The organism is Seonamhaeicola sp. ML3, from assembly GCF_023273855.1.
GTDB lineage: Bacteria > Bacteroidota > Bacteroidia > Flavobacteriales > Flavobacteriaceae > Seonamhaeicola.
The window spans coordinates 2,457,316-2,482,709 of the sequence record NZ_CP096884.1 but is presented as its reverse complement, the minus strand read 5'-3'; the positions used below and the strand labels follow the sequence as shown (position 1 = coordinate 2,482,709).

Genomic DNA, 25,394 nt, shown 5'->3' with positions numbered 1-25,394 from the left:
AGTTAACTAACCTAATTTACATAAACCCAGGGTTAATTATTTTGCGAAAATTCACAAAGCACTTTATTACTTTTTTTTATACTCTTTATAAAAAGTACTCAGAAATTAAATTGGATACTCATACTTGTAATTTAACACTTTTGAAGTTTCTACACCATTAATTCGCTTTCCTCTACTAGGACTATCCATATCAAAATTGGGCTTGGAGATGTTGAATTGATGGCAGACAGAATCATAATATTCTTTTTTACTAATATGACTAGGAAATGAAGCATTGTAAGTTTCTCCCCAAATATTTCGTGTTATCAACTTTGAAATAAGACCTATACAATCTTTTTGATGAATTAAATTTACAGGAGCATTAGGATTTTTTACCTGAAGTCTTTTAGACATCATTCTGGCAGGATGTCTTTCGCTATTCACCAACCCCGAAAATCGTAAAATTGTCGTTTTGAATTTCGTGTTCTCTTGTAATAACTTTTCAACATTACTGATTTGTAGACCTGCATTAGTTTCAGAATTAGGCGTTGTATGATTAAAAACCTCTGGAAAAGTATCTTCATCTTTAAACACAGACGTTGAACTTATAAAGAGCATTTTCTCTATAGCAGATTGTTCTATATGAGAAATAAAATTCTCAATTTTACTTATGTAATTACTCTGTGGGTTCTTACGAAGGCCTGGTGGTTTATTTAAGATTAAAAGTTTTGAATTCAATGATTCTTGAATTTCTCCTAAAGTTTCGTCCTCCAATAATTCAAGGTAAAATGCAGAAATATGGTCTTTTTCAAGTGCAGTTTGCTTTGCCTTTGAGGTCGTTGTACCAATACATGAATACCCTAGTTGAGTTAACTCTGTATACAAAGGCAAACCTAACCATCCCAAACCTACAATAGAAATATCTTGTATAAGTTTTGACATAAAGTTTAAGTGCTTTTTGATTTAGTGCTAAAATCTGAAAATAGATGTTATTTAGATTCCTGTTTTCTATTCGATAATTTCAACAACCTACAGGTACGATATCAATAAAAAACCCCAACACTTAAGTATTGGGGAATTCTTTTCAATTATATCCAAATTATGCATTTTGTTTCTTAATCAAATTCAAGGCTGAACCTTCTTTAAACCACTCGATTTGGGAATCGTTGTAGGTGTGGTTTAACTTAATGGTATCTGTACTGCCATCGGCATGAACCACCTCAACAGTTAATTGTTTACCTGGTGCAAATTCGTTTAAATCTACGAAGTTGAAGGTATCATCCTCTTGGATCAAATCGTAATCGGCCTCATTGTCAAAAGTCAAACCTAACATCCCTTGTTTTTTAAGGTTTGTTTCATGGATACGCGCAAAAGACTTTACAATTACCGCAGCTACACCTAAATGACGTGGTTGCATGGCGGCATGCTCTCTAGAAGACCCTTCACCATAATTATGGTCTCCCACAACTACAGTTTTTATGCCTGCTGCTTTATAAGCACGTTGTACATCAGGTACACCACCGTAATCTCCAGTTAATTGGTTCTTAACGAAGTTCGTTTTTTGGTTAAAGGCATTCACCGCACCAATCAAGGTGTTGTTGGCAATGTTATCTAAATGTCCTCTAAAACGTAACCAAGGTCCCGCCATAGAAATATGGTCGGTTGTACATTTCCCAAAGGCTTTGATTAATAATTTAGCACCAGTAATGGTATCTCCTATAGGAACGAAAGGCGTTAATAACTGTAAACGTTCGGAAGTCTCATTTACAACCACGTTTACACCGCTTCCGTCTGCTACTGGTTCTAAATATCCATTATCTTTTACATCGAAGCCTTTTGGAGGTAATTCCCATCCTGTTGGTTCGTCTAACATCACTTCTTCACCGTCTTCATTGATTAACTTATCTTTTAACGGATTAAAGTCTAATCGTCCTGCAATGGCAATGGCCGCTGTTAATTCGGGAGACGCTACAAAGGCGTGCGTATTAGGGTTACCATCAGCACGTTTGGCAAAGTTTCTATTGAACGAGTGCACAATACTGTTTTTTGGTGCATTTTTCGGGTCTGAATATCGTGCCCATTGCCCTATACATGGTCCGCAGGCGTTAGTAAAAATAGTCGCATCTAATTTTTCAAATACTTCTAAAATGCCGTCACGTTCTGCGGTATAACGTACTTGCTCAGAACCTGGATTGATTCCGAATTCCGCTTTGGTTTTTAAGTTTTTATCTAAGGCTTGTTGTGCAATCGATGACGCTCTTGATAAATCTTCATAAGACGAGTTTGTACAAGACCCAATAAGCCCCCACTCTACTTTTAATGGCCACTCATTTTCGGTGGCTCTTTTTGTCATATCGGTGCCTACTTCAGTCGATAAATCAGGCGTAAATGGTCCGTTTAATAAGGGGCCTAACTCAGATAAGTTAATTTCAATCACTTGGTCGAAATACTGCTCTGGGTTTTCATAAACCTCAGCATCAGCCGTTAAATAAGCAGCTACTTCGTTGGCAGCATCGGCTACGCCTTCCCTATCGGTAGCTCTTAAATAACGGTCCATAGACTCATCGTAGCCAAAGGTAGATGTGGTTGCACCAATCTCTGCGCCCATATTACAAATGGTGCCTTTTCCTGTACAGGACATGGCCAAAGCGCCTGGGCCAAAATATTCAACTATAGCACCTGTTCCTCCTTTAACGGTAAGAATTTCGGCTACTTTTAAAATCACGTCTTTAGGTGCTGTCCATCCTGATAGCTTTCCAGTTAATTTCACACCGATTAGCTTCGGAAATTTCAATTCCCAAGCCATACCTGCCATCACATCAACAGCATCTGCTCCACCAACCCCAATGGCCAACATACCCAATCCGCCAGCATTGACAGTATGCGAATCGGTTCCAATCATCATACCGCCCGGAAACGCATAGTTTTCTAAAACTACCTGATGAATAATTCCTGCGCCAGGTTTCCAAAACCCGATACCGTATTTATTAGATACAGATTCCAAAAAGTTAAATACTTCACTACTAACATCGTTCGCACGTTTTAAATCTTTGGCGGCACCTTCCTTAGCTTGTATTAAGTGGTCGCAATGCACCGTGGTTGGCACGGCTACTTTTTGTTTTCCTGCCTGCATAAATTGTAACAAAGCCATCTGCGCTGTAGCATCCTGACAAGCAATTCTATCGGGTGCAAAATCAACATAGTCCTTTCCTCTTTCAAAGGCTTGCGTTGGCATACCGTCCCAGAGGTGATTGTACAATATTTTTTCGGAAAGTGTTAGTGGTCTTCCAACAATGTCTCGGGCTGCATCTACGCGTGCTTTCATGCGTTCGTAGACCCCTTTTATCATATCGATGTCAAATGTCATAAGCTGTATCTATTTAATGTTTAATTCTTTTATGTTCAGAAACACTAATATACGAAATTTGGATACCGATTGAAACTGAATGAAATAGAGTTCTTTTATTTTAAATTTGGTAAAATCTATTTAAATAAACTCATTTAAATAAATAGCATAAGTAGTAATCTAATGGTTTGACTTTGTGAGAATAATTACCGACCTTCGTTTAACATCGGATATAAGTCATTAAAACGACGCATATCCTAGCGTTACCTACAATTTGAAAATGGACACTCTTAAACCGACTTGGAAAGTATCTAAAAAAGAGATTTTGACAAATTTCTCTTTCCTGCAATCCGATTTTGGGTTTCCAAAATTTAAAAAAAAGTGGATTAAGGATGAATACAATATTTCATCAAAAAAAGGTAATATCGAATTCTCAACAACAATTTTTAAACACGACTCAAGCGCTCCGGTAATCGGAATCATTAACCATTCAGAACCGGTTGATTTTAATCACGAAATCTATCCAACGAGTTTTTATTGGATTCATAACCTGGACGAAACGGGCGGACTTAAAATGATGACGGAAAACGGACGTGACTTTGTAGAGATTTATATTTCAGAATGCGCCGACCTTCTTAAAGAAAAACCAAAAATATTAAGCGGAATAACAACGGACTTTAAAAAAGAATAAAAACTGTAGGTAACAAAGTGTATAATTTATTGCTTCCGATTTTCCTATCGGAAAATCCTTGCAACTTTGCTATCTTTGGTTTACGGCGGAAAATCCTAGCGGATTTTCACGCAACAAACCATACACGAACCGTTAAACGAAAACCTCCAAAAACCCCAGAATTTAAAACTTCAATAGCAAGTACGCCCGCGTTACGCCTGCCTGCCGTCAGGCAGGAATTGAAGCGGCATCCTTTTTTTAAACGAAGCATTAGAACTGTAAATTAACAGATTGCCACGTCGTTCCTCCTCGCAATGACATTAAAAAAAGATATAGCGGAAAGCCCGACCTTAGGTCCTGAACTGAGTTCAGGATAAAGGGAACTCCCAGCTTCTCGATACGATTCCTCATGCTTCGGAATCACTCGAAGTGACATGTGGTAAAAACAAAAAGCCTGAGTTTTACACTCAGGCTTTGTATTCTAGATTCCCACCTTCGCGGGAATGACAAATTTAGATTATATAACCAATTCTTTTTGTGATGGCTTGAACTTAGTTAATACGATACCGTCTACTGCGGCTTCGTACTCTGCCATAGTAGGTGTTCTTCCTAAAATAGTAGATAGTACCACAACTGGCGTAGAAGATAAAAGAGACTCTCCTTTTTTACCATCGGCATCTTTAACCACACGTCCTTGGAATAAACGCGTAGAGGTTGCCATTACAGTATCTCCTGGCTCTGCTTTTTCTTGGTTACCCATACAAAGGTTACAACCCGGACGCTCTAGGTACAACATGTTTTCGTACTTGGTACGCGCCAATCCTTTGGGAGCACTATCGTCAAACTCAAATCCTGAGTACTTTTGTAATACTTCCCAATCGCCTTCTTCTTTTAGCTCATCTACAATGTTATAGGTTGGAGGTGCAACTACTAAGGGTGCTTTAAATTCAACCTTACCGTGTTGGGCTTCAATGTTCTTTAACATCTGTGCCAAAATCTTCATATCACCTTTGTGAACCATACACGACCCTACGAATCCTAAATCTACTTGTTTAGTGCCGCCATAGTAAGATAACGGACGGATAGTATCATGCGTATAACGTTTAGATGGATCATCATTATTAACATCTGGATCAGCAATCATTGGCTCGGCAATTTCATCTAGGTCGATAACTACCTCTGCATAATAGTTCGCATTAGCATCCGGTTTTAAAGCTGGTTTGATTCCTGTTTTAATCTCAGTTATTCTTGCATTTGCTTTATCAACTAAACCTTGTAGTACTTGCTTTTCGTTATCCATACCCTTATTAATCATAATTTGGATACGGTCTCTAGAGATTTCTAATGATTCGATTAACGTTTCATCTTCTGAAATACAGATAGATGCCTTGGCTTTCATTTCAGCTGTCCAGTCGGTGAATGTAAAGGCCTGGTCTGATGTTAATGTGCCTATATGAACCTCAATAATTCTTCCTTGGAATACATTCTCACCACCAAACTGTTTTAACATTTGTTGTTGTGTAGCGTGCACCACATCACGGAAATCCATGAAGCTTCTCATGTTTCCTTTAAAGGTTACTTTTACAGATTCCGGTATTGGCATTGTAGCCTCACCCGTAGCCAAGGCTAAAGCCACAGTTCCTGAATCTGCTCCAAAAGCAACACCTTTAGACATACGTGTATGTGAATCTCCACCGATAATGATATCCCAATCATCAACCGTAATATCGTTTAATACTTTGTGGATTACATCGGTCATTGCGTGATATTCCCCTTTTGGATCACGTGCGGTGATTAACCCAAAGTCGTTCATAAACTTCATCAACTTAGGAATGTTAGCCTTTGACTTGTCATCCCAAACAGAAGCGGTATGACATCCCGATTGGTAACTCGCATCAACAATAGGAGAAACTACTTTTGCCGCCATCATTTCCAATTCTTGAGACGTCATTAAACCTGTAGTATCTTGAGATCCTACAATATTCACTTCTACACGAACATTAGATCCTGTGTGCAATGTTTTGCCTGGAGTTGTTCCAACGGCATTTTTGTTGAAGATTTTTTCAACTGCTGTTAAACCTTGTCCTTCAATAGAAATTTCTTTTGAAGGTGCATATACTTGAGGCACATCTATACCTAAAACTTTACAAGCAAAGGTTTGTAGTTTTTTACCAAAAACCACAGCGTAAGAACCTCCTGCTTTAATGAACTCCATTTTTTGAGGCGTTAAAGCCGCAGAGATATCTTTTAATTCCACGTCTCCGTGGTATAATTTCTTTTCTTTTGTATTGATAGTCAGAACAGTCCCTGTTTCAACTGAATAAACTTGCTCTAAAACAGGTTCTCCATCGGCATCGTAAACGGTTTTTCCGTCAGCATCTTTTTTAGTCACCCAGTTTTTAAGATCGATTCCAATACCTCCAGTTACTCCAACAGTTGTTAAGAAAATTGGAGCAATGCCATTAGTTCCTGCGATAACCGGAGCAATGTTGATAAACGGCACATAAGGACTTGAAGAAACACCTGTCCAAAGAGCTACATTGTTCACACCTGACATTCTTGAAGACCCGACACCCATAGTTCCTTTTTCAGCAATTAACATCACACGCTTATCTGGGTGCTGTTCTTTTAAAGCCAATACTTCTTGTTGCATGTCTTTGTTATGCTCAAAAATACACTGTCCGTGCAATTCTCTATCTGATCTTGAGTGCGCATCTGCGCCTGGAGATAATAAATCTGTAGAGATATCACCAATGCCTGCAATGTAAGTTACTACATCGATTTTCTCATCTACTTCAGGAAGTTTGGTAAAGAACTCTGCTTGTGCGTAGCTTTCAATGATTTCCTTTGAAATAGGGCACCCATGCTTCATAGCTGATTCCAAACGCTCGGTATCAGCCTCGTACAAGAAAACTTGAGTTTTTAAAACTTCTGCTGCTTTCTTGGCAATCTCAAAATCTTTTTGATCTAAAACTAAATCTAATAATACTTTTATTGAAGGCCCTCCTTTCATGTGAGACAACTGCTCAAATGCAAAATCGGGAGTAATTTCTTCAATTACAGATTCACCAAAAATGATTTCTTTTAAAAATTCGGCCTTTACCCCAGCGGCACTTGTAGTACCCGGTAAAGTGTTATAGATAAAAAACTTTAGAGAATCTTCTCTGTGTGGGTTATCTGAATCTTTAATCTGAGCGATTATTTCGCTAGTTAATTCAGCGGCATCGATTGGCTTAGGGTTAAGTCCCAAAGCTTTTCTTTCCTCAATCTCCTTGATGTAATCGTTGTATGTTTGCATAAATAATGAAGTATTTCAATAATTAAAGTAGCCCTGAAAAAGGTAAAAGCATTTTTCAAAAAGCGACGCAAAATACGAAATTAATGCAAGGATTTAAAACTAAATATGCTATAAAAAATACGTATTAATACTTAATTATTATTGTAGCATTATTAAGGAAAATGATTGTGATTTTTACAACTTTTACAGAGTAATAATGATGATTTGTTAAACTATTGTCTAAAAAACTTTTTGATGATTTTAGAATCCCTTAAATCTGTTACAGGTTTTTCGAAATAAGAATAAGATAATTTTGATAACCAAAAAACAACAATTAAGTAGAGTAATGAACATATGATTCTTGAATGGAATTCCAAACTAGTAAAATCGAGAAATCGTTCAATGATTAAAAAAGTTAAACTATAATGAAGCAAGTACATACTGTAAGAATACAAACTAATCTTTTCTATCCATTTACTAAGTCCTAAATGCTTTAACTTAAAAAAATATAGGAAGGGTAAAATACAAGCAATTGCAATTGAACTTAAGGGTAGAAAAAGCACATTCCAATAAAAGGTATTACTTTCACCTATAGGGAACACTAAAATAGAAATTATCAAAAATGCTAATAAAACTGAACCTGTAATAAAGAATTTCAACCTGTGTGTTTTAAAAAACGAAAAATATGTTCTAAAAAAATAGATTAATACAAAACCAAAAAGAATAGCATCTATCCTGTAAATTACCATAGATTTCAAATTAATATTCCACGATTTAAATGATTGTAAATACTCAACATTATTAAAGTAATACTGAGTTTTGGTTATGAGGAATACAGCACATAGGGTACACGTATTATATAGGAAAAGCCTAGTCTTAGCAATATTAAAGTGTTTACCCAATTTTATAAAGAAAAACAAACCCAATGGAGCTAATAAATAAGTATACTCCTCGACAGACAAACTCCAGGACTCTGGAAAGAATATCAAATACTCATCTTTAAAGTTTTGAAGAAAGAAAACGTATTTCCACAGATGAATGGGTAAAGAACCATTGATAATATAAAATAAAATTACGTTGACTGATAGCACTAAAAAATATAATGGTAATGTCCTAAACCACCGTCTAACCCAAAATAATAAAACACTTTTAAATGTAAATTGATAGTCACTAAGCATTTTCAAAAGTATATCTCCAATTAAAAAACCGCTTAATACAAAGAAAATCTCTACGCCATATAAACCCAAAACCTGCAAAGAATCTGTTATTACATTGTTATAATCTTGAAAAAACATTGGTAAATGTGAAACCAAGACAAAAAAAATAGCGCCAGCCCTCATTAAATCTAATCCAAAAATCCTTCTTGTATTTTTTTTCAAAATTTCTATATAAATCAGTTACCACCGGCTACCCCATAAAATTCCAATCTAGTATTTGGGGTATCGATAAAAGAGTTAATATGTTTCTGTAATTTAATATATACACGCTCCTCGGGATAAACTAAAATTCCCAATGTTTTGCCAGCCCACTCATTAAAATCTATATAATAAACGCTATTATGCTCACGAATGTTCTCTCTTATGTTACTTGGCAACTGCTTTGCTTCTTCAGAGCTTGAAAAATAAATTCTACAATATTTAGGCTTACCGGAAAAATAACTAAACGATAAAATATGATCGTAATAGCCAAAAAAGTTTAATACGGGAAATAGGATGGCCACAAAAAACACAATATAAGATTTAGTGAAATTTAACTTAAAAACCGATTCGTTAAATGGCTTCCTGTAAAAAAGAAAAAACAAAACGAAAACATTGAAAATATTAAGTGGAAAAACTACAAAACCATAATTAGACATCGTGAGTGTAACCAATATTATTGTATGCATTAGAGCCAGCAACCATATCCCTATCTTTCGCGTATTGCTAAAAATTAGACAAACTCCAAAAGAAGCCTCTAAAAATGGTACCGCATAAGTAAAAACATCTCTAAAAAAACTCGGCACAAAAGAAATTCTTCTGCTTAACCCTAAAGACCATCTTTCCAAAAAAATGGGATTAAATTTGTGCAAGCCACTCCAAAAATAAGTACCTATTAAGATAATGAGTATACATCTTTTATTTAAAATATTGTTGTATCTGAATTCTGTCATGGCGAAAACCATGAGTATAATTTCGAAAAAGAAATTCTGAATTCTGTTTTGATCTAGTAAAACCCAGTACGTATAAATAATAATTATGGGAATTCCTATTGTCCACTTGGGGTAAAACACAAAAACAAAAAACAATAAAACAAAAAGAGTTATGAGTATAACATCAAAAGTATAATTTGGAACCAACAAATTATCAAAAACAGGAACTAGAGGGAATAAACGCTCTGAAAACCATAAATCGTAACATATAAAAAAAGGAATCATGAATGCCAGAAAAACTGCTAGCCTAGTCCAAAACAAGACATCCTTATTTATTATTTTTTGCATTTACTTATAGGTACTTTTTAGTATTTTTAAAACTAAATCATATTATCGAAATATACTAGTTTTATAGAGTTAGAAAAAAGTTATAGAATACAAATTGGCAGACAAAACTATTTTACAAACAAATTGAAAATAAAATTTAAGTACAAACTATTAATAATTGTGACACTAACTGTTTTGGGTGGGTTAATTTATTATAGCTCCCTAAAAACTAGGCACAAAGAACTTATTAAATCCAAAATCTATTATTCGCTTAACCTTGTAGATTCTGAATGGAAAAAGGAATTGATTAAAGACAAGGTTGTTTTTACCAGCCCAACGTTTGTAATTAGCGGTATTTATAAATCTATGGAAGGCCCAAAATCTGATATTTACCCAACCATAGATGATTCTAAAGAAGAACTATTATGGCTAACCTCTTTCAAGACACGAGCATTTTCTGATTCTGAAACAACAGAAATATCTAATGACTTTGTATGCCATACTAATTTTGAATACAGAGATGCAGAACACTACAATCGTTGGGGATTCACAGAGCGTATAAATGAACACTACCCTAGAATTACATCTATAAGTAATGGTATAGAATCCTTTCAACTGCCCAAAGGCTATGGGTTTCCTGTTTATTCCAACGAACGCATAGTGTTAAATGCTCAAGCACTCAACCATAATATAACAGATTCTACTTTTAACATTAAGCATAAAATTGAAATTGGGTTTAAAAGACACGCTAACACTAAATTAAAGCCACTAAGGTCCCAAACAATTTATATCATGCTACCATTTGATAAAAAAAACCCATATGCTGGCCCCACAGACAAAATACCTGATGCCTGTATTCCTGTAGAAACCAAGTTACACACCTACTATGACGAGAATAACAATCCGCTATCCGGCCACTGGATTGTTCCTCCTGGTAAACATGAATATTCATTCAACGCCTCAAAACAACTTGCAATTAAGGACAGCATACGAATACACCAAATAACACCACACTTGCACCCATTTGCCGAAACATTTTCTTTATTGAATAAAACTACTGGAGAAGTTATTTATAATTGTGATAGTGAAAATTTTGTGAATAAAATCGGATTAAAAAGTGCTCCAACTTTTCAAAGTGAAGAAGGCATTTGGCTTTATAAAAACAATACATACGAATTGACTTTAACCGTAAAAAACACCACATCTAAAAACCAAGAAATGATGGCCAGCATGGCTATATTCTATTACGATAAAGAAATGCAAGAAAAAATAGATGAACATATCAACTAAAAGATTATTTAAATATTTCTCAGCCATACTCGCCCTTATCATTGTTTCTTGTGAGTCTACAAAAAACAACCTTCCTGTTTTAAGTTATAATTTTGACTCTAATGGCAATAAGATAAATTACAGTATATCTTACAAGGGGAAATTTAAAAATCAAAATGGAAAACTCTTTACCAATAAAGACCTAAAAGGTAAGGTATTTATAGCCAATTTCTTTTTTACTCGTTGCCCAAGTATTTGCCCACCCATGAAACTACAGTTAACAAATCTGGCTAAAGATTTCTTATACCATGATAATTTCTTAATTGTTTCCCACACCATAGACCCTTACAAAGACACTCCGGCAAGACTTAAAGAATATTCTATTTCTACAGGAATCCCAGATGATAGATGGTTTTTCTTAACATCTTCAGAAAAAAACACAAAAGCATTGGCTAAACAATATAAAACGAATTTTAAACCCAATGAAAATGGTACGGATTTCTATCATAGTAGCTTTACCGCTCTTGTAGATAGTGATGGGTTAATTAGAGGCTTTTACGACTTGCTTATTCCGAATGAAATTGAGCTTTTAAAACAAGATATCAACACTCTCTTGAACCACTAAAACAGACTCGTAATTATTTGGTTTTCTGAAATACCCTCGGCTTCTGCCTTGTAATTTTTTATTATTCTGTGACGGAGGATACCACTGGCTACAGCCTGAACATCTTCTTTGTCTGGTGAGAATTTCCCATTTATAGCAGCATGAGTCTTTGCCGCTAATATTAAGTTTTGTGAAGCTCTAGGCCCTGCTCCCCAATCGATATACTCTTTTACTAAATCTGTAGCTTTATCTCCATTTGGCCTTGTTTTACCAACCATTTCTACAGCATATTCAATAACATTATCTGCAACAGGAATTCTTCTAATTACATGTTGAAAATCAAGAATCTCTTTAGCAGTAAACATCGCATTCACACTTACCTTTTCATCATTGGTAGTAGCTTTTACGACCTGAACCTCTTCTTGAAATGTAGGGTACTCTAGATTAATGGCAAACATAAAACGGTCTAGTTGAGCTTCGGGCAATGGGTAGGTACCTTCTTGTTCAATAGGGTTCTGTGTTGCTAAAACAAAATAAGGCAAATCCAGTTTATAATGATGTCCTGCAACAGTAACTGCGCGTTCTTGCATGGCCTCTAAAAGTGCAGCTTGTGTTTTTGGTGGTGTTCTGTTAATTTCATCAGCCAGGATAATGTTAGCAAAAATGGGTCCCTTTACAAACTTAAAATGGCGGTCTTCATCAAGGATTTCACTTCCCAAGATATCACTGGGCATTAAATCTGGAGTAAATTGAATACGCTTAAAGTCTAATCCTAAGGTTTGGGCAATGGTATTTACCATTAAAGTTTTAGCTAATCCAGGTACGCCAATAAGCAAAGAATGGCCGCCTGAAAAAATAGAAATAAGGATTTGATTTACAACGGTATCTTGACCAACAATAATTTTGGCTATTTCTTGTTTAAGATCTTTATACTTTTTTACAAACTGTTCAATAGCTTTTACGTCGGACATAATTATTTTTTTAACCAGTTACCAGAAAAATTACAACTTTTATAATCACCTTCGATTTTTACATAGGTATCAATAATTTTTTTGGCTTGCCATTCCTCAATAGATTTTAATTGTTTCTCCTTTAACGCCAATTCCTTAATTTTCAAGAAATCTCTGGCATAATCGGCCTTATGTTCATCGATCCTATCGGTAACTGTTAAAAGCTTGTACGATACTTTTCCTCTATTATCCTCATCTTTAAGAACTAAACTTACTTCGTTATCCTTTAGGTTTTGAATTTGGGCGTATAAGGAGGGTTCCATTCTTGTTAACTCAAAATTATAATCTTGAGTTTCAGGATTTATCAACTGTCCACCATCATTTCTTGTAGCTTTTTCGTCGCTGGCTTCTCTGGCAGCGTCTGCAAAAGTGATATCTCCATCTATGATACGTTGCCTAACTTTTTCCAAACGTTCTTTGGCATCTTGAATGGCTTTATTTGATATTCTAGGTTTTAGCAATACGTGACTTACATCGTATTGCTGCCCCCTAATCTTTTGGCAATACACAATATGGTATCCAAAATCGGTCTTGAAGGGTTCAGATACTTCACCTTCTTTTAATGCAAAAGCGGCCTGCCTAAACTCTCTAACCATCCTTGGTTTTTTCCTATCTAATGTATAGATATATCCAGATTGTTTTAACCCTGGGTCTTCCCCATACAAAACAGCTTTAGACCTAAAACTAGCGCCTCGCTCCATGACATCTTCTCTAAATCCATTTAATTTATCAATAATGCGCTGTTCTTCTTCTTCAGATATCTTGGGCTCTGCAACTATTTGAGCAACCTTTAGTTCTGTTCCAAATGTTGGTCTGCTTTCTTTAGGAATTTTGTTGAAATATTCGCGAACTTCCTCTGGCGTTATCTCTACTTCCTGTACAATCTTACTTCGCATTCTTTTAGCCAATTCGGTATTCTTGTTGATTTCGAACATTTCGTCTTTAAAACTCTGTTCGTCTTCCTTCTTATAATACGCTAAAAGCTTCTCCATTGAGCCACCAAAGTATTGTAAAAACTGTTGAATTTGATAATCTACCTGTTGTCTTATTTCAACATCTGAAACAATAATACTATCCTGAATGGCATGGTGTGCATAAAGTTTGTTCTCTAAAAGCGACCCCATTAATTGACAATTTGAAACGCCATCTAAATTACCTCCAGCTGCAATTATTTGTTCCCGTTCCTTAGGTATATCAGATTCTAAAATGATAAAATCACCCACAACCGCAGCAATACCATCTACTTTAACAGTGTTGAAATTAGACGGTACCGAATCTTGTTTTTTTTCGATTGGGTGTTCTTGGGGTTTATCTTCAATAACTTCCTGAGCTACAAGTGCGTTAGCAAATAGCAAGGTTGCAATTAAACATCTATTTATATATTTCAAACTGTTTGTTTTTAATAGCATCTTTGGTAATATCTTTTTCTAGTTGCCTAATTAGCTCTAGCTTTCTTTTGTTTATAACTATTTGGTCTATAGTAGGCTTTACATACTCTAGAGGTGCTGTTTCATTTCTAAGCAGCACATCATTTATTTGCATCAAATATACTCCTAATGAGTCTTTGAGCTGTATAAAATTAGATTTTTTTAACAGTTCATTTTTATTTTCAGAATTAATGACTGGAATCTTAGTAATTACTTGACTTAGCTTAATCCAAATAGAGTCGTTTAAAGAGTATGATTTAAACTGAATTGAAATGGAATCTAATTCAACTTTATCGTTAGCTTCGAAGCGTTCGAATTTCTCTTTGATTTTATTGTAATCGATAATATTTTCATCAACATGAACGTATCTAAACTTTATGAGTTCTTCATTCAATTTGAAAACTTCTTTGTTGTTGTCGTAATACTCTTGAACTTCTTTGTTAGTAACCAAAGTATCGATACTTTGTTTTACCAGAGCCTCCATATACGCCTTGGCATATAAATCTGTTTTGTATTGATTTACTAGCTTATCGAAATTTTGTTGGGTAGATTCACTTAAATTAAGAATAGCCCCATCTACCAATAGCTGTTGTGTAGCCCAACGGTTAATGAAATTCTCTACAATAAATATACTATCATCTTTACTAGTTCCTTGATTTACCAACCCCTTTAAGTCACTATAAGACAGATAACTATCGTTAACCCTAGCTACTGCTTCAACTTCAGGTGGTCGCTTTAGGTATTCGCAAGAATAAATAAACATGGAGAAAGCAAATATGATGAGTATATTGCGCACCGACTATTTCTTGAGTTTTGATTTTACTTTTTCTAGAACATCTTGATTAACCACAACGGAAAATTCCGCTCTTAAATTGTCTATCCATGTAATCTCTTTTTGGGTTTGATAATCACTAATAACGCTTCCCTTAGCATCATCAAAAGATTTTTGAGCTTGTGGGATTACATCGTTGATTTTAACCAAAACATAGGCATCATTATGCTTATATATTTCAGAAACACCCTTTTTAAAAGGTAATTTTTCGGGCAGAGCTTGGTTTTTAGCATCCATGATATCCGAACTAAAGATAACCTTTACCTTTTTATCTGTATTTATCAATTCTTTGATATCCTCTACACGCTTTCCTTGCTCTAAATATTTTGAAACTTTTTTTAAGGTTCCTTGCTTAGAGGCAGAAGCTACTATAGCATCTATTTGTTCTGGAACAATGTATTTGTTTTTATTTTTTTCGTAGAAGTCTCTTATGGATATTGAGTCTGTTTCTGAAGTGTTCCAAATGGTATTTTCCATTAAATCAAATAACAGCAATCCATCCCTGTACTCAGAGAGAATATTGGCGTACTCAACATTTTCCTCTTCCAATTTGCTTTCTTTATAACTCACTAAATTCTTATTAAGAAATGCTTCGTATTGCTCTTCTACGAAAGCTTTGATTGGTCTTTTGTAAACCCTTCCTTTTTGTAACTCTATCAAAAACGAACCAAAATCTTGATAGATAAGTTGCTTATCTCCTATGTTGACCAAAGCTTCATCTGCTTTAAAACCTGCCGGCAACTTCCACAGTCTTTTAAAGAAATCTTCATTTAAAATAGTTTCGAAATACTGTAACGCTTTATCATTATCCTTAACCCCGTATTGCTGCTTAAGAGAGGTATAAAGCGCTTCATCTATAAGTTTAGAGCGATCGTCTCTTTTTACTTTTGCTTCCAATTCAGACTTCATATCCAAGTATGGAGGCACCAATTTTCGATTTAACAGTTTAACAATATGCCAACCATAAGCCGATTGAAAAGGCTCTGAAACATCACCTTCATTTACCAAGCTAAAAGCAACTTCTTCGAACTTAACAGCACTAATTTGACTACTTTCAAACGGTTCAAGCTCGCCGCCTTTGTCGGCAGAACTTGTATCCTCAGAGAATTGTTTGGCTAGAGACTCGAAAGACTCTCCCTGCTGTAGTTTGTTGTAAACCTCCTTGATTTTCACCTCTGGTTTCGAAACAGAATCACCAGCTTTATTCATGGTCATAATATGAGCAACCGTAACTTCTCCTCTAGACTTTATCTTATCGTAGACCTTAACAATGTGATAGCCGAACCTTGTTCTAAATGGTTGAGAAATACTATCTACTGGAGTATTATATGCTGCCGACTCAAAAGGGTAAACCATTTTAAAACCTGAAAAATAACCTAATTTCTCACCAAATACGGTTTTGCCATTATGTACCTCACTTCGTACTTTTTCAAAACCTTCTTCTAATGCTCTTTCCCTTAACTTAACCAGCTTGTTGTAAGCTGCTAAAGTATCTCTAGGACTAGCATTCTGTGGCACTTTTACAAGAATATGGTCTGCTTTTATTTCATAACATAGTCTTTCGTAGGCTTCTTCCAATAGTGCATCGGTAACCTTGGGGTCCCTCATGTAGCTCTGTGCTAATTGTTTTTTGTATTTGTCTAATTCTTGTAAGTAATCAGGTTTTTTATGCAAACCCAAACGTTTGGCCTCTTTGATCTTTAGTTTATAACTGGTAAAAAGCTTTAAATATTCATCGATGTCTCTTTGCGATTCATCCTGTACCAAGTCTAAATTCTTATTATAGACCCTTAAAAATTCAGATACCATGATAGAATCCTCCCCAACCGTAAAAAGTACCTCATCTTTAGTATTTTGAGAGTTAACTGATGTTAAAAAAAGAAAAGAAAAAAACGTGAATAAAAATTTTAATTTCATGAAGATCATTTTTTTGAGTGGCTACAAAAATACTAATATATGGATATTATGCAAGGGGTTTAACAAAGCCTTAAAGGTTCTAGTTTTAAACTGATTCTAACTTGTTAGAGTGTGCAAATTTGTCTCCAAATTTTTAGGGCGGTGATTTGATTCTATAAAAATTTTCGGCTACCTTAGTTTAACATCGGATACAAATCATTGAAAAGATGCATATTCGCTTAACCGTTAGACATAATTAAAAAACCACTTCTGAATTGAATATTATTACAACAAAAGATGAATTTTTAGATTGGATTACAAAAACTGATTCTGACTATAACGAAAAAGGATTCAAATACAACAACTATAGAGTTGGAAGTGGTATGCTCACATTAAACGAAGTTGTTGTTGAAAGAGTAGATATTACATATAAATCATTTATTGCCACCGAATTTAAAAACTGTGCTTTTGTAGGATGCGATTTTAACCATTCGGTTTTTTCATCTTGTACCTTTATAGATTGTAAGTTTATTGATTGTAAATTTTATGAATCCAAATTTTTAGAACTTGATTTGGTAGATAGTACTTTCGACAGTTGTACAATTATGTGTTTGGAGTTATCTGACGTAATTACAGAAAGATTACTTTTCATCGATTGTCCAGAAATTTTAGATTTAAGATTAAGAGGTTTTGGTAGTAGAATTATAACTTTTATTAGATGTTATTTACATCATCTTGATATAGAACCAATCCGTTTTAGTGATAGTTTTCCCAAAGAAAAAGATTCTGAAAAATTAGATTTTAAGGATTGTGTAATTAAAGAATCAAGTTTTGATAGAATTGACTTCAAAAAGAGTGTTTTCAGGCACTGTAGTTTATCACTAATTCAAATTTCATCTTGCGAATTATCAAGTGAGACTTTTGATTATTCTAATAAAACACCAGGAAATGAATTTAATATGATTGATATAAGGACAATCTTAAATTCACCTACCATTGAAAAAACTGTTCTTGAGCATATTTTTGGAATCAACAGTTCTGATATAAAAGAATACTTAATTGATTTAACTTCAGAAATCCAATTTCAATCAATTTTTATCTCATATAGTTTTAAAGACCAACAGTTTGCCAAAACCATTAATGAAATATTAAATAGAAGAGGAATTATTACATTTTTATGGGAATATGATTCACCAGGCGGAAAAACCCTAAAAAATATTATGTCCTCTAATATAAAAGAGAAAGACAGAGTATTATTTATTGCATCTAAAGATTCAATTAAGAGCAAAGCCTGTCAATTCGAGTTATCAAAAGGGAGAGAGAAACAAGAAATAACTTGGAATGATGTTCTATTTCCTATACATATTGATAATTTTCTATTTGATTTAGAAAAAGAACAAATAAGACCTATTGAAAATCAGGACGAATATTGGAAAAACATTGAAGAATTAAGGAAATTAAATTCTTTAGACTTTTCAGATTTTGTAAATCCAGATTCAAGAGACGAGCATAAATTTGAAAAACTGATTTATAGATTAATAAAAGGATTAAGAAAATAACTATGCCCAAGAATGGCTATAAGTAATTGCTTGTTTTCGCCTACTTCTGATAATCCTCGCGGATTTTCAGTTTGGTGTGTACTTGCGATGTTAATTACTAAACCACTCAACTGCTCATTGCCGAGACCGTTAAACGAACCTAAATCCCCTTTCCTTAATTTTAACCAAACAATTAAACTATCTTTGCAGCTTATTACAAAGTATATGCGTATTGACATCATTACCGTTTTACCAGAATTACTTAAAAGCCCGTTTGAAGCATCCATTTTAAAACGAGCCATAGAGGCCAATTTGGTAGAAGTCCATTTTCATAATTTAAGGGATTACACCACAGATAACTACAAAAGTGTAGACGATTACCAATTTGGTGGCGGTGCTGGTATGGTGATGATGATAGAACCTATTGATAAATGCATTGCGGGTTTAAAATCTGAAAGGAATTATGACGAAATCATTTATATGACACCAGATGGAAAAACTTTAAACCAAGGCATTGCTAATCAATTATCCTTAAAAGAGAACATCATTATTCTATGTGGACACTACAAAGGTGTAGACCAAAGGGTAAGAGACCACTTTATAACCAAGGAAATCTCAATTGGAGACTATGTGTTATCAGGTGGGGAATTAGGAGCCGCCGTACTTTGCGATTCCATAATCAGATTAATACCAGGTGTTTTGGGCAATGAAACCTCTGCACTTACAGACTCTTTCCAAGACAATTTATTGGCCCCGCCAATTTATACGCGCCCCAGAGATTACAAAGGCTGGGAAGTTCCTGAAGTTTTATTTAGCGGTAATTTTCCTGAAATTGAAAAATGGCGTGAAAATCAAGCATACCAGCGAACAAAAGAACGCAGACCTGATTTATTGGATGATTAATTATTAAGACACAAGTAATTAGGCATAATTTTTAGTTATTGTTGTTAACTAAACAATCTTTTGCCTAATGCCTTTTTACTGTTTACCGATACCCTCCCTAAGCTGTCAAGTATGGAAACAGCATCTTTTGGAAGTTCAAAAGATATAGCAGATAGCTCGCCCTTAGGCGTACACCTCAAATAAGCATAAAACTTTTAGCTTATAACTTTCAACTTATAACTTTTTATGTATCTTTGCAGCCAATTTCGGGTTAACCTCTGGCGAAAATCGTGAATGTTGTTCTGAATCAACCATTTATAAAATTTAAGAGATGGAATCTTTAGTAAAATTTGTACAAGACGAATTTGTAACAAGAAAAGACTTACCAGAATTTGGTGCTGGTGACACCATTACAGTGTATTACGAAATTAAAGAAGGTAGTAAAACAAGAACACAGTTCTTTAAAGGCGTTGTAATTCAAAGAAGAGGATCTGGAACTTCAGAAACCTTTACAATTAGAAAAATGTCTGGATCAATTGGGGTAGAAAGAATCTTCCCAGTTAATTTACCTGCTTTACAAAAAATAGAAGTTAATAAACGTGGTAAAGTACGTAGAGCACGTATATTCTACTTTAGAGGACTTACTGGTAAAAAAGCTAGAATTAAAGAAAGTAGAAACTAGTAATAGTCTACTAACCAAAACATTTCCAAAAGCCTTGATATTAATCAAGGCTTTTTTCATTATCAACAATTGTTAATAACTTAAGTTCATAAACAGTTGATATGTAATGCCTTAAAAAATTTGTATTTACAATTGTTAATTATATATTAGCTGAAGAGATAACAACAAATCGTTTAAGAATTGTTTTCATTTTAAGATGAATTAATGTTGTTTCCAAATAAAGTAACGTTCTTTATTATATTGATTGTTTTTTGAGGTTGAAGGTACCAGGTGTATGCGTGGACAACCGAAAATCATGATATTCTAACGGACACTGCTTACGAAAGTAAAGAGCGGCCAACAGAATTGAAAGCTCGAGAAAACACAGAATCGAAAGTGAATGTATATATTGAGCAATGCGCTAAAAAACTAGACGTGAAAACGAAAGGCGTATTAGTAGCATCAAGAAAAACAATTAAACTGAAGCATTAGATAATTAGGTCAATACATTTTGAAAATTATTGAGTGCTTCACTTGAAATGGTAGTACAAAACCGAAAAGATTTAATGAAAATTTAAATCGATTTTGTAGCAGTACAAAATAAGTTTAGTAATGCATTTCAAAGAAAGCCATGTCAAAGCAGATTAAATTCTGTCGTGATATGGCTTTTGTTTTTTTAACCTCAAGGTGGTTTTTTTTAAGAAATTCGTATTGGCAATCTCCTTTTTTACTTTTCTAATAAATCTAACTACTTAATTATTTTTCAGTTAGTATAAAACTAGGTATAAGTACGTAATTTTGTATATTCGCATCGCTAAAAACGAATCTTCAATTTTTTACTCGTTTTTTGGCTATCGTTTAAATAAAAAAAGAAACACTAAATGTCGAAAATAATTTACACCAAAACAGATGAAGCTCCAGCCTTAGCTACACGTTCTTTTTTACCAATAGTAGAGTCTTTTGTAGAATCTGCAGGAATTGATGTTGAAACCAAAGACATCTCATTAGCAGCAAGAATACTAGCTGTATTTCCAGATTACTTAAGCGAAGACCAACGTGTTCCAGATGATTTGGCCATTCTAGGTGAACTGGTTAAAAAACCTGAGGCAAACATTATTAAATTACCGAATATTAGTGCTTCTGTTCCGCAAATAGAGGAAGCTATCGAAGAATTACAATCGAAAGGCTTTGCAATTCCAGATTATCCTAGCGAACCAAAAAACGACGAAGAAAAAGACATAAAATCCAGATACGATAAAGTAAAAGGTAGTGCTGTAAACCCTGTTTTAAGAGAGGGAAACTCTGATAGACGAGCTCCTAAAGCTGTCTCTCATTATGCTAAAAAGAATCCGCACAAAATGGGAGAATGGAAAAAAGATTCCAAAACTCACGTAGCTTCAATGGAAGCTAACGACTTTTACGGATCTGAGAAATCTACAACTCTAGAAAACGATACGGAATTTAAAATCACTTTTAACGGAAAAGAGTTAAAAGGATATTCGCCTTTATTAGCTGGAGAAATAATTGATACTTCTGTAATGAGCATTAGTGCTCTTAAAAAATATGCCGCAAAAGAAATTGCTGATGCCAAAGAAAATGGCGTATTGTTATCATTACACATGAAAGCTACAATGATGAAGGTTTCTGACCCGATCATTTTTGGAGCTGTAGTTGAAGTATTCTACAAAGATGTATTTGAAAAATACGCAGATTTATTTGATGAATTAGGTGTAACTGCTACCAATGGTATTGGGGATGTATACGATAGTATAGAAGGACACCCGATGGAAGAAGAAGTTAAAGCAGCAATTAATGCTGTATACGAAAATGCTCCAGCCGTTGCAATGGTAGATTCTGATAACGGCATTACAAATCTACATGTACCTTCTGATGTTATTGTAGATGCTTCTATGCCGGCTATGATTAGAACCGGAGGACAAATGTGGAATGCACAAGGCCAAACACAAGATACCAAAGCTCTAATCCCAGACAGATGTTACGCTGGGGTTTTCCAGGCTACTATAGATTTCTGTAAAGAACATGGTGCTTTTGATCCTGTAACAATGGGAACAACTCCTAATGTTGGACTTATGGCACAAAAGGCTGAAGAATATGGATCACATGATAAAACATTCCAATTGAGCGAAGCTGGTACTGTTGAAGTTGTAGATAAAGACGGAAATGTTCTTTTAGCTCAAGAAGTTGAAGCCGGAGATATTTTTAGAATGTGTCAAACTAAAGACGCTCCAATCCAAAACTGGGTTAAACTAGCAGTAGATAGAGCAAGAGCAACAGGTTGGCCAGCAGTTTTCTGGTTAGACGAAAACAGAGCTCATGATGCTGAACTAATTAAAAAGGTGAACACTTATTTACCAGAGCACGATACAGAAGGATTAGAAATATATATTAAATCTCCTGTAGAAGCTGCATTGTATACTTTTGAGAGAGTCGTAGTTAATAAAGACACTATTTCTGTAACAGGTAATGTATTACGTGATTATTTAACAGATTTATTCCCAATTTTAGAATTAGGAACTTCTGCAAAAATGCTATCCATTGTGCCATTAATGAATGGTGGAGGTTTATTTGAAACTGGTGCCGGAGGTTCTGCTCCTAAGCATGTTGAACAGTTATTAAAAGAAAATCATTTACGTTGGGATTCTTTAGGAGAATTTTTAGCATTGGCTGTTTCTTTAGAGCATTATGCTCAGGTTAACAATAGCCAAAAAGCTAAAGTCCTTAGTGAAACTTTAGATGATGCTACAGGAAAGCTGCTTGATAATAGAAAAAGTCCGTCAAGAAAAGTTGGTGAATTGGATAACAGAGGAAGTCATTTCTATTTAGCTATGTACTGGGCACAAGAATTAGCAAATCAAGAAGTTGATGCTGAACTTAGAAATGAGTTTAAGACAATCGCTGAAGAGTTGACCGCTAAAGAAGAGATTATTGTAAAAGAATTAAATGATATTCAAGGCAATCCGGCCAATATTGATGGATATTACTTACCTAGCGAAGAATTAGCTAGCTCAGTAATGAGACCAAGCGAAACATTCAACAATATTTTAAGTAAAGTATTAAAGAACGTATAAGGTTAAACAAAAAGCCTAACAACTTGTTAAAAGCTCCTGTTTCAGGAGCTTTTTTTTTATTTTTATACTAAAATTGCCACATCTATGAAAAAACCTTATTTACTGCTAGTTCTTCTACTTGCAGTTATTTCAAAAGGTATCTCACAAGAAAGATTTACTTTAAGCGGAGTAATCTCAGAAAAAAACAGCAACGAAACACTAATTGGTGTAAACATACTCTTTCCAGAATTACAATCTGGTTCTGTTACCAATGAATACGGTTTTTATTCAATTACTCTCCCAAAAGGTTCTTACACCATAATTATTAGCTATCTAGGATATCAAACTATCAAGGAAACCATTGAACTCAATGAAAATATTTCCAAAAATTATAGTTTAGAAATTGGCTCTGAGAGTTTAGAGGAAGTGGTCATCACTGAGAATATTGAGAGGCTCAGTATACAAAAACCTCAAATGAGTGTTAACAAGTTAACATCTTCTACAATAAAAGAAATACCAGTAGTTTTAGGGGAATCAGATATTGTAAAGGCTATAACACTGCTTCCTGGTGTAACCAATGTGGGTGAAGGTGCATCCGGATTTAATGTACGAGGTGGTGGCGCTGATCAAAACCTTATCTTACTGGATGAGGCTACAATTTATAACTCCTCTCACCTATTCGGTCTGTTTTCTGTCTTCAATCCAGATGCCATTAAAGACCTAAGACTTTACAAAGGAGGTATTCCTGCCAGGTATGGTGGTAGGGTTTCCTCTGTTTTAGATATATATCAAAAAGAAGGAAACAGTAAAGGGTTTCATATGAATGGTGGTATTGGAATTGTATCCAGTAGATTACTAATAGAAGGACCATTAAAAAAAGATAAAGGCTCTTTTCTTTTTGGGGGAAGATCCAGTTATGCGCATTTATTTTTACCGCTTTTCGATATTGATAACGCCGCCTATTTCTATGATTTAAACACAAAACTGAGCTATAAAATAAATTCGAAAAACAACATTTATTTATCGGGTTACTTTGGAAGAGATGTTTTTAGAATACCTGGAAGTTTTGAAAATATTTACGGAAACTCGGTTCTAAACTTTAGGTGGAACCATTTGTTTTCAGATAAGTTATTTTCTAACCTATCAATGATTTATTCTGATTATTATTATAATCTAGAATTGGGGTTTGTTGGTTTCGATTGGATTTCGGGTATTAGAAACTTTAACCTAAAGTACGATTTCAAACATTATCTAAGCGATAAACTTAAACTGCAATATGGTTTAAATAGCGTTTACTATGAATTTAACCCGGGAGATATTAGACCAACATCAGAATCTTCAGGAATAAACCCTTTTAAACTGATTGATAAATACGCCCTAGAAAATGCCATATATGTAGACGCTGAACACAAAATTTCCAATAGGCTCTCTGTTTCTTACGGTTTAAGGCTAAGTTCCTTTTTAAGGTTGGGACAGGATGAACTCAACGTATACGAGAATAACGAAGCAGTTGTTTTTAATGAAGATTCACAAATTTACGAAATGGGAACGCCCACTGGAACGGAAACCTTCGACCGAAGTGATGTCGTTGAAAGTTTTCATAATCTCGAACCCAGATTTTCTTTGGCATATCAGTTAAATGATAATAGTTCGGTAAAGGCCAGTTACAATAAAATGTATCAATACTTGCATTTACTTTCTAATACCAATGCGCCTACGCCATTAGATATCTGGACACCCAGTGGTAAATTCGTAAAGCCACAATCTCTGCACCAGATTGCCGCTGGCTACTTCAAAAACTTTAATAATGACTTATATTCCCTGGAAATTGAAACCTTTTATAAAACCATAAAAAATAGAATAGACTATATAGACGGAGCAGATTTAATTGCAAACAATGCCATTGAACAAGTCATTTTAAATGGAGAGGCAAGAGCTTATGGATTAGAAATTCTTCTTAGAAAAAACGAAGGAAAATTTAAGGGCTGGCTTGCGTACACCCTTTCTAAATCTGAACAACAAACAAAAGGAAGAACAGAAATTGAAACCGGTATAAATAACGGTGAATGGTACAACACCCCTTTCGACAAAACACATGATATATCATTAACAGGAAGTTACAATTGGAGCGAAAAAGTAAAACTTAACGCCAACTTTATATTTCAAACCGGCAGGCCTACAACGTTTCCTAATGCACAATACCAATATAATGGTATAAACGTACCTAATTTTGGTCCAAGGAACCAAAACAGACTACCTTCTTATAATCGTTTGGATTTATCACTCACCTACACACCTAAACAAAAACCTAATAAAAATTGGTCTAGACATTGGGTGTTTAGTATTTACAATATTTATAACCGAAAGAATGCTGTGTCCCTAACTTTTGGTCAAAATTTTGAAACTGGGCAAAACGAAGCTACAAGACTAGCTATTTTCGGTATAGCGCCTTCGGTTTCATACAATTTTAAGTTTTAATC

17 protein-coding genes are annotated in these 25,394 nt (G+C 34.6%); 8 read left to right on the top strand and 9 right to left on the bottom strand.

Going from position 1 to position 25,394, the window contains the following annotated elements:
* Positions 1 to 105 precede the first annotated feature (105 nt).
* Positions 106 to 921 carry a cupin gene (locus M0214_RS10765; RefSeq protein ID WP_248722567.1) on the bottom strand — a complete coding sequence of 272 codons (816 nt, stop codon included), beginning with the start codon at positions 919 to 921 and terminating at the stop codon, positions 106 to 108.
* A 157-nt stretch (positions 922 to 1,078) separates the two neighbouring features.
* Entirely contained in the window at positions 1,079 to 3,346 is a 2,268-nt protein-coding gene (locus M0214_RS10760) for an aconitate hydratase (RefSeq protein WP_248722566.1), read from the bottom strand.
* 259 nt (positions 3,347 to 3,605) lie between these two features.
* Between M0214_RS10760 and M0214_RS10755 the strand changes: the two genes are divergently transcribed.
* On the top strand, positions 3,606 to 4,016 hold the full coding sequence (locus M0214_RS10755; RefSeq protein WP_248722565.1) for a hypothetical protein: 411 nt from the start codon (positions 3,606 to 3,608) through the stop codon (positions 4,014 to 4,016).
* A 496-nt stretch (positions 4,017 to 4,512) separates the two neighbouring features.
* Here the strand turns inward: M0214_RS10755 and M0214_RS10750 are convergent, their stop codons facing one another.
* The 3 genes from M0214_RS10750 to M0214_RS10740 form a co-directional block, all read right to left on the bottom strand.
* Positions 4,513 to 7,293: a bifunctional aconitate hydratase 2/2-methylisocitrate dehydratase gene (locus tag M0214_RS10750; RefSeq protein ID WP_248722564.1), complete on the bottom strand. Its 2,781-nt coding sequence runs from the start codon at positions 7,291 to 7,293 to the stop codon at positions 4,513 to 4,515.
* 212 nt (positions 7,294 to 7,505) lie between these two features.
* A complete protein-coding gene (locus M0214_RS10745; RefSeq protein ID WP_248722563.1) occupies positions 7,506 to 8,651 on the bottom strand; it encodes an acyltransferase in 1,146 nt (381 codons plus the stop codon).
* Between the two features lie 14 nt (positions 8,652 to 8,665).
* Entirely contained in the window at positions 8,666 to 9,748 is a 1,083-nt protein-coding gene (locus M0214_RS10740; protein ID WP_248722562.1) for a MauE/DoxX family redox-associated membrane protein, read from the bottom strand.
* Positions 9,749 to 9,907: 159 nt separating this feature from the next.
* Here M0214_RS10740 and M0214_RS10735 point away from each other — a divergent pair, with 159 nt between their 5' ends.
* Entirely contained in the window at positions 9,908 to 11,017 is a 1,110-nt protein-coding gene (locus M0214_RS10735; RefSeq protein ID WP_248722561.1) for a hypothetical protein, read from the top strand.
* Positions 11,001 to 11,621 (top strand): SCO family protein, encoded by a 621-nt coding sequence (locus M0214_RS10730; RefSeq protein ID WP_248722560.1) that lies wholly within the window; start codon positions 11,001 to 11,003, stop codon positions 11,619 to 11,621. Before M0214_RS10735 ends, M0214_RS10730 begins: the two co-directional genes overlap by 17 nt.
* On the opposite strand, the gene M0214_RS10725 is transcribed toward M0214_RS10730, so the two are convergent.
* From M0214_RS10725 to M0214_RS10710, 4 genes are read right to left on the bottom strand one after another with little or no spacing between them, the layout of a single operon-like run.
* A complete protein-coding gene (locus M0214_RS10725) occupies positions 11,618 to 12,571 on the bottom strand; it encodes a MoxR family ATPase (RefSeq protein ID WP_248722559.1) in 954 nt (317 codons plus the stop codon). The genes M0214_RS10730 and M0214_RS10725 overlap by 4 nt on opposite strands.
* A gap of 2 nt (positions 12,572 to 12,573) precedes the next feature.
* On the bottom strand, positions 12,574 to 13,998 hold the full coding sequence (locus M0214_RS10720) for a peptidylprolyl isomerase (protein WP_371873489.1): 1,425 nt from the start codon (positions 13,996 to 13,998) through the stop codon (positions 12,574 to 12,576).
* Positions 13,982 to 14,833 (bottom strand): peptidyl-prolyl cis-trans isomerase, encoded by an 852-nt coding sequence (locus M0214_RS10715; protein ID WP_371873488.1) that lies wholly within the window; start codon positions 14,831 to 14,833, stop codon positions 13,982 to 13,984. Before M0214_RS10715 ends, M0214_RS10720 begins: the two co-directional genes overlap by 17 nt.
* Positions 14,834 to 14,836: 3 nt before the next feature.
* Entirely contained in the window at positions 14,837 to 16,786 is a 1,950-nt protein-coding gene (locus M0214_RS10710) for a peptidylprolyl isomerase (RefSeq protein ID WP_248722557.1), read from the bottom strand.
* Positions 16,787 to 17,040: 254 nt separating this feature from the next.
* On the opposite strand from M0214_RS10710, the gene M0214_RS10705 reads away from it, so the two are divergent.
* The 5 genes from M0214_RS10705 to M0214_RS10685 all read left to right on the top strand — a co-directional run bounded on the left by M0214_RS10705 (position 17,041) and on the right by M0214_RS10685 (position 25,392).
* The gene (locus tag M0214_RS10705; protein WP_248722556.1) at positions 17,041 to 18,324 is read left to right on the top strand and encodes a TIR domain-containing protein; all 1,284 of its coding nucleotides are present in this window, start codon (positions 17,041 to 17,043) and stop codon (positions 18,322 to 18,324) included.
* Between the two features lie 204 nt (positions 18,325 to 18,528).
* Positions 18,529 to 19,206: a tRNA (guanosine(37)-N1)-methyltransferase TrmD gene (trmD, locus tag M0214_RS10700; RefSeq protein WP_248724952.1), complete on the top strand. Its 678-nt coding sequence runs from the start codon at positions 18,529 to 18,531 to the stop codon at positions 19,204 to 19,206.
* A 310-nt stretch (positions 19,207 to 19,516) separates the two neighbouring features.
* Complete coding sequence (rplS, locus tag M0214_RS10695; protein WP_248722555.1) at positions 19,517 to 19,867, top strand: 50S ribosomal protein L19; 351 nt, start codon at positions 19,517 to 19,519, stop codon at positions 19,865 to 19,867.
* 860 nt (positions 19,868 to 20,727) lie between these two features.
* A complete protein-coding gene (locus tag M0214_RS10690) occupies positions 20,728 to 22,935 on the top strand; it encodes an NADP-dependent isocitrate dehydrogenase (RefSeq protein ID WP_248722554.1) in 2,208 nt (735 codons plus the stop codon).
* Between the two features lie 84 nt (positions 22,936 to 23,019).
* Positions 23,020 to 25,392 carry a TonB-dependent receptor gene (locus tag M0214_RS10685; protein WP_248722553.1) on the top strand — a complete coding sequence of 791 codons (2,373 nt, stop codon included), beginning with the start codon at positions 23,020 to 23,022 and terminating at the stop codon, positions 25,390 to 25,392.
* Positions 25,393 to 25,394: the final 2 nt, after the last annotated feature.

Excerpts from the sequence above, each read along its gene's own strand:
- M0214_RS10765 (WP_248722567.1), bottom strand. The coding sequence starts at position 921 with ATGTCAAAACTTATACAAGATATTTCTATTGTAGGTTTGGGATGGTTA.
- M0214_RS10760 (WP_248722566.1), bottom strand. The coding sequence starts at position 3,346 with ATGACATTTGACATCGATATGATAAAAGGGGTCTACGAACGCATGAAA.
- M0214_RS10755 (WP_248722565.1), top strand. The coding sequence starts at position 3,606 with ATGGACACTCTTAAACCGACTTGGAAAGTATCTAAAAAAGAGATTTTG.
- M0214_RS10750 (WP_248722564.1), bottom strand. The coding sequence starts at position 7,293 with ATGCAAACATACAACGATTACATCAAGGAGATTGAGGAAAGAAAAGCT.
- M0214_RS10740 (WP_248722562.1), bottom strand. The coding sequence starts at position 9,748 with ATGCAAAAAATAATAAATAAGGATGTCTTGTTTTGGACTAGGCTAGCA.
- M0214_RS10730 (WP_248722560.1), top strand. The coding sequence starts at position 11,001 with ATGAACATATCAACTAAAAGATTATTTAAATATTTCTCAGCCATACTC.
- M0214_RS10725 (WP_248722559.1), bottom strand. The coding sequence starts at position 12,571 with ATGTCCGACGTAAAAGCTATTGAACAGTTTGTAAAAAAGTATAAAGAT.
- M0214_RS10710 (WP_248722557.1), bottom strand. The coding sequence starts at position 16,786 with ATGAAATTAAAATTTTTATTCACGTTTTTTTCTTTTCTTTTTTTAACA.
- trmD (WP_248724952.1), top strand. The coding sequence starts at position 18,529 with ATGCGTATTGACATCATTACCGTTTTACCAGAATTACTTAAAAGCCCG.
- rplS (WP_248722555.1), top strand. The coding sequence starts at position 19,517 with ATGGAATCTTTAGTAAAATTTGTACAAGACGAATTTGTAACAAGAAAA.
- M0214_RS10690 (WP_248722554.1), top strand. The coding sequence starts at position 20,728 with ATGTCGAAAATAATTTACACCAAAACAGATGAAGCTCCAGCCTTAGCT.
- M0214_RS10685 (WP_248722553.1), top strand. The coding sequence starts at position 23,020 with ATGAAAAAACCTTATTTACTGCTAGTTCTTCTACTTGCAGTTATTTCA.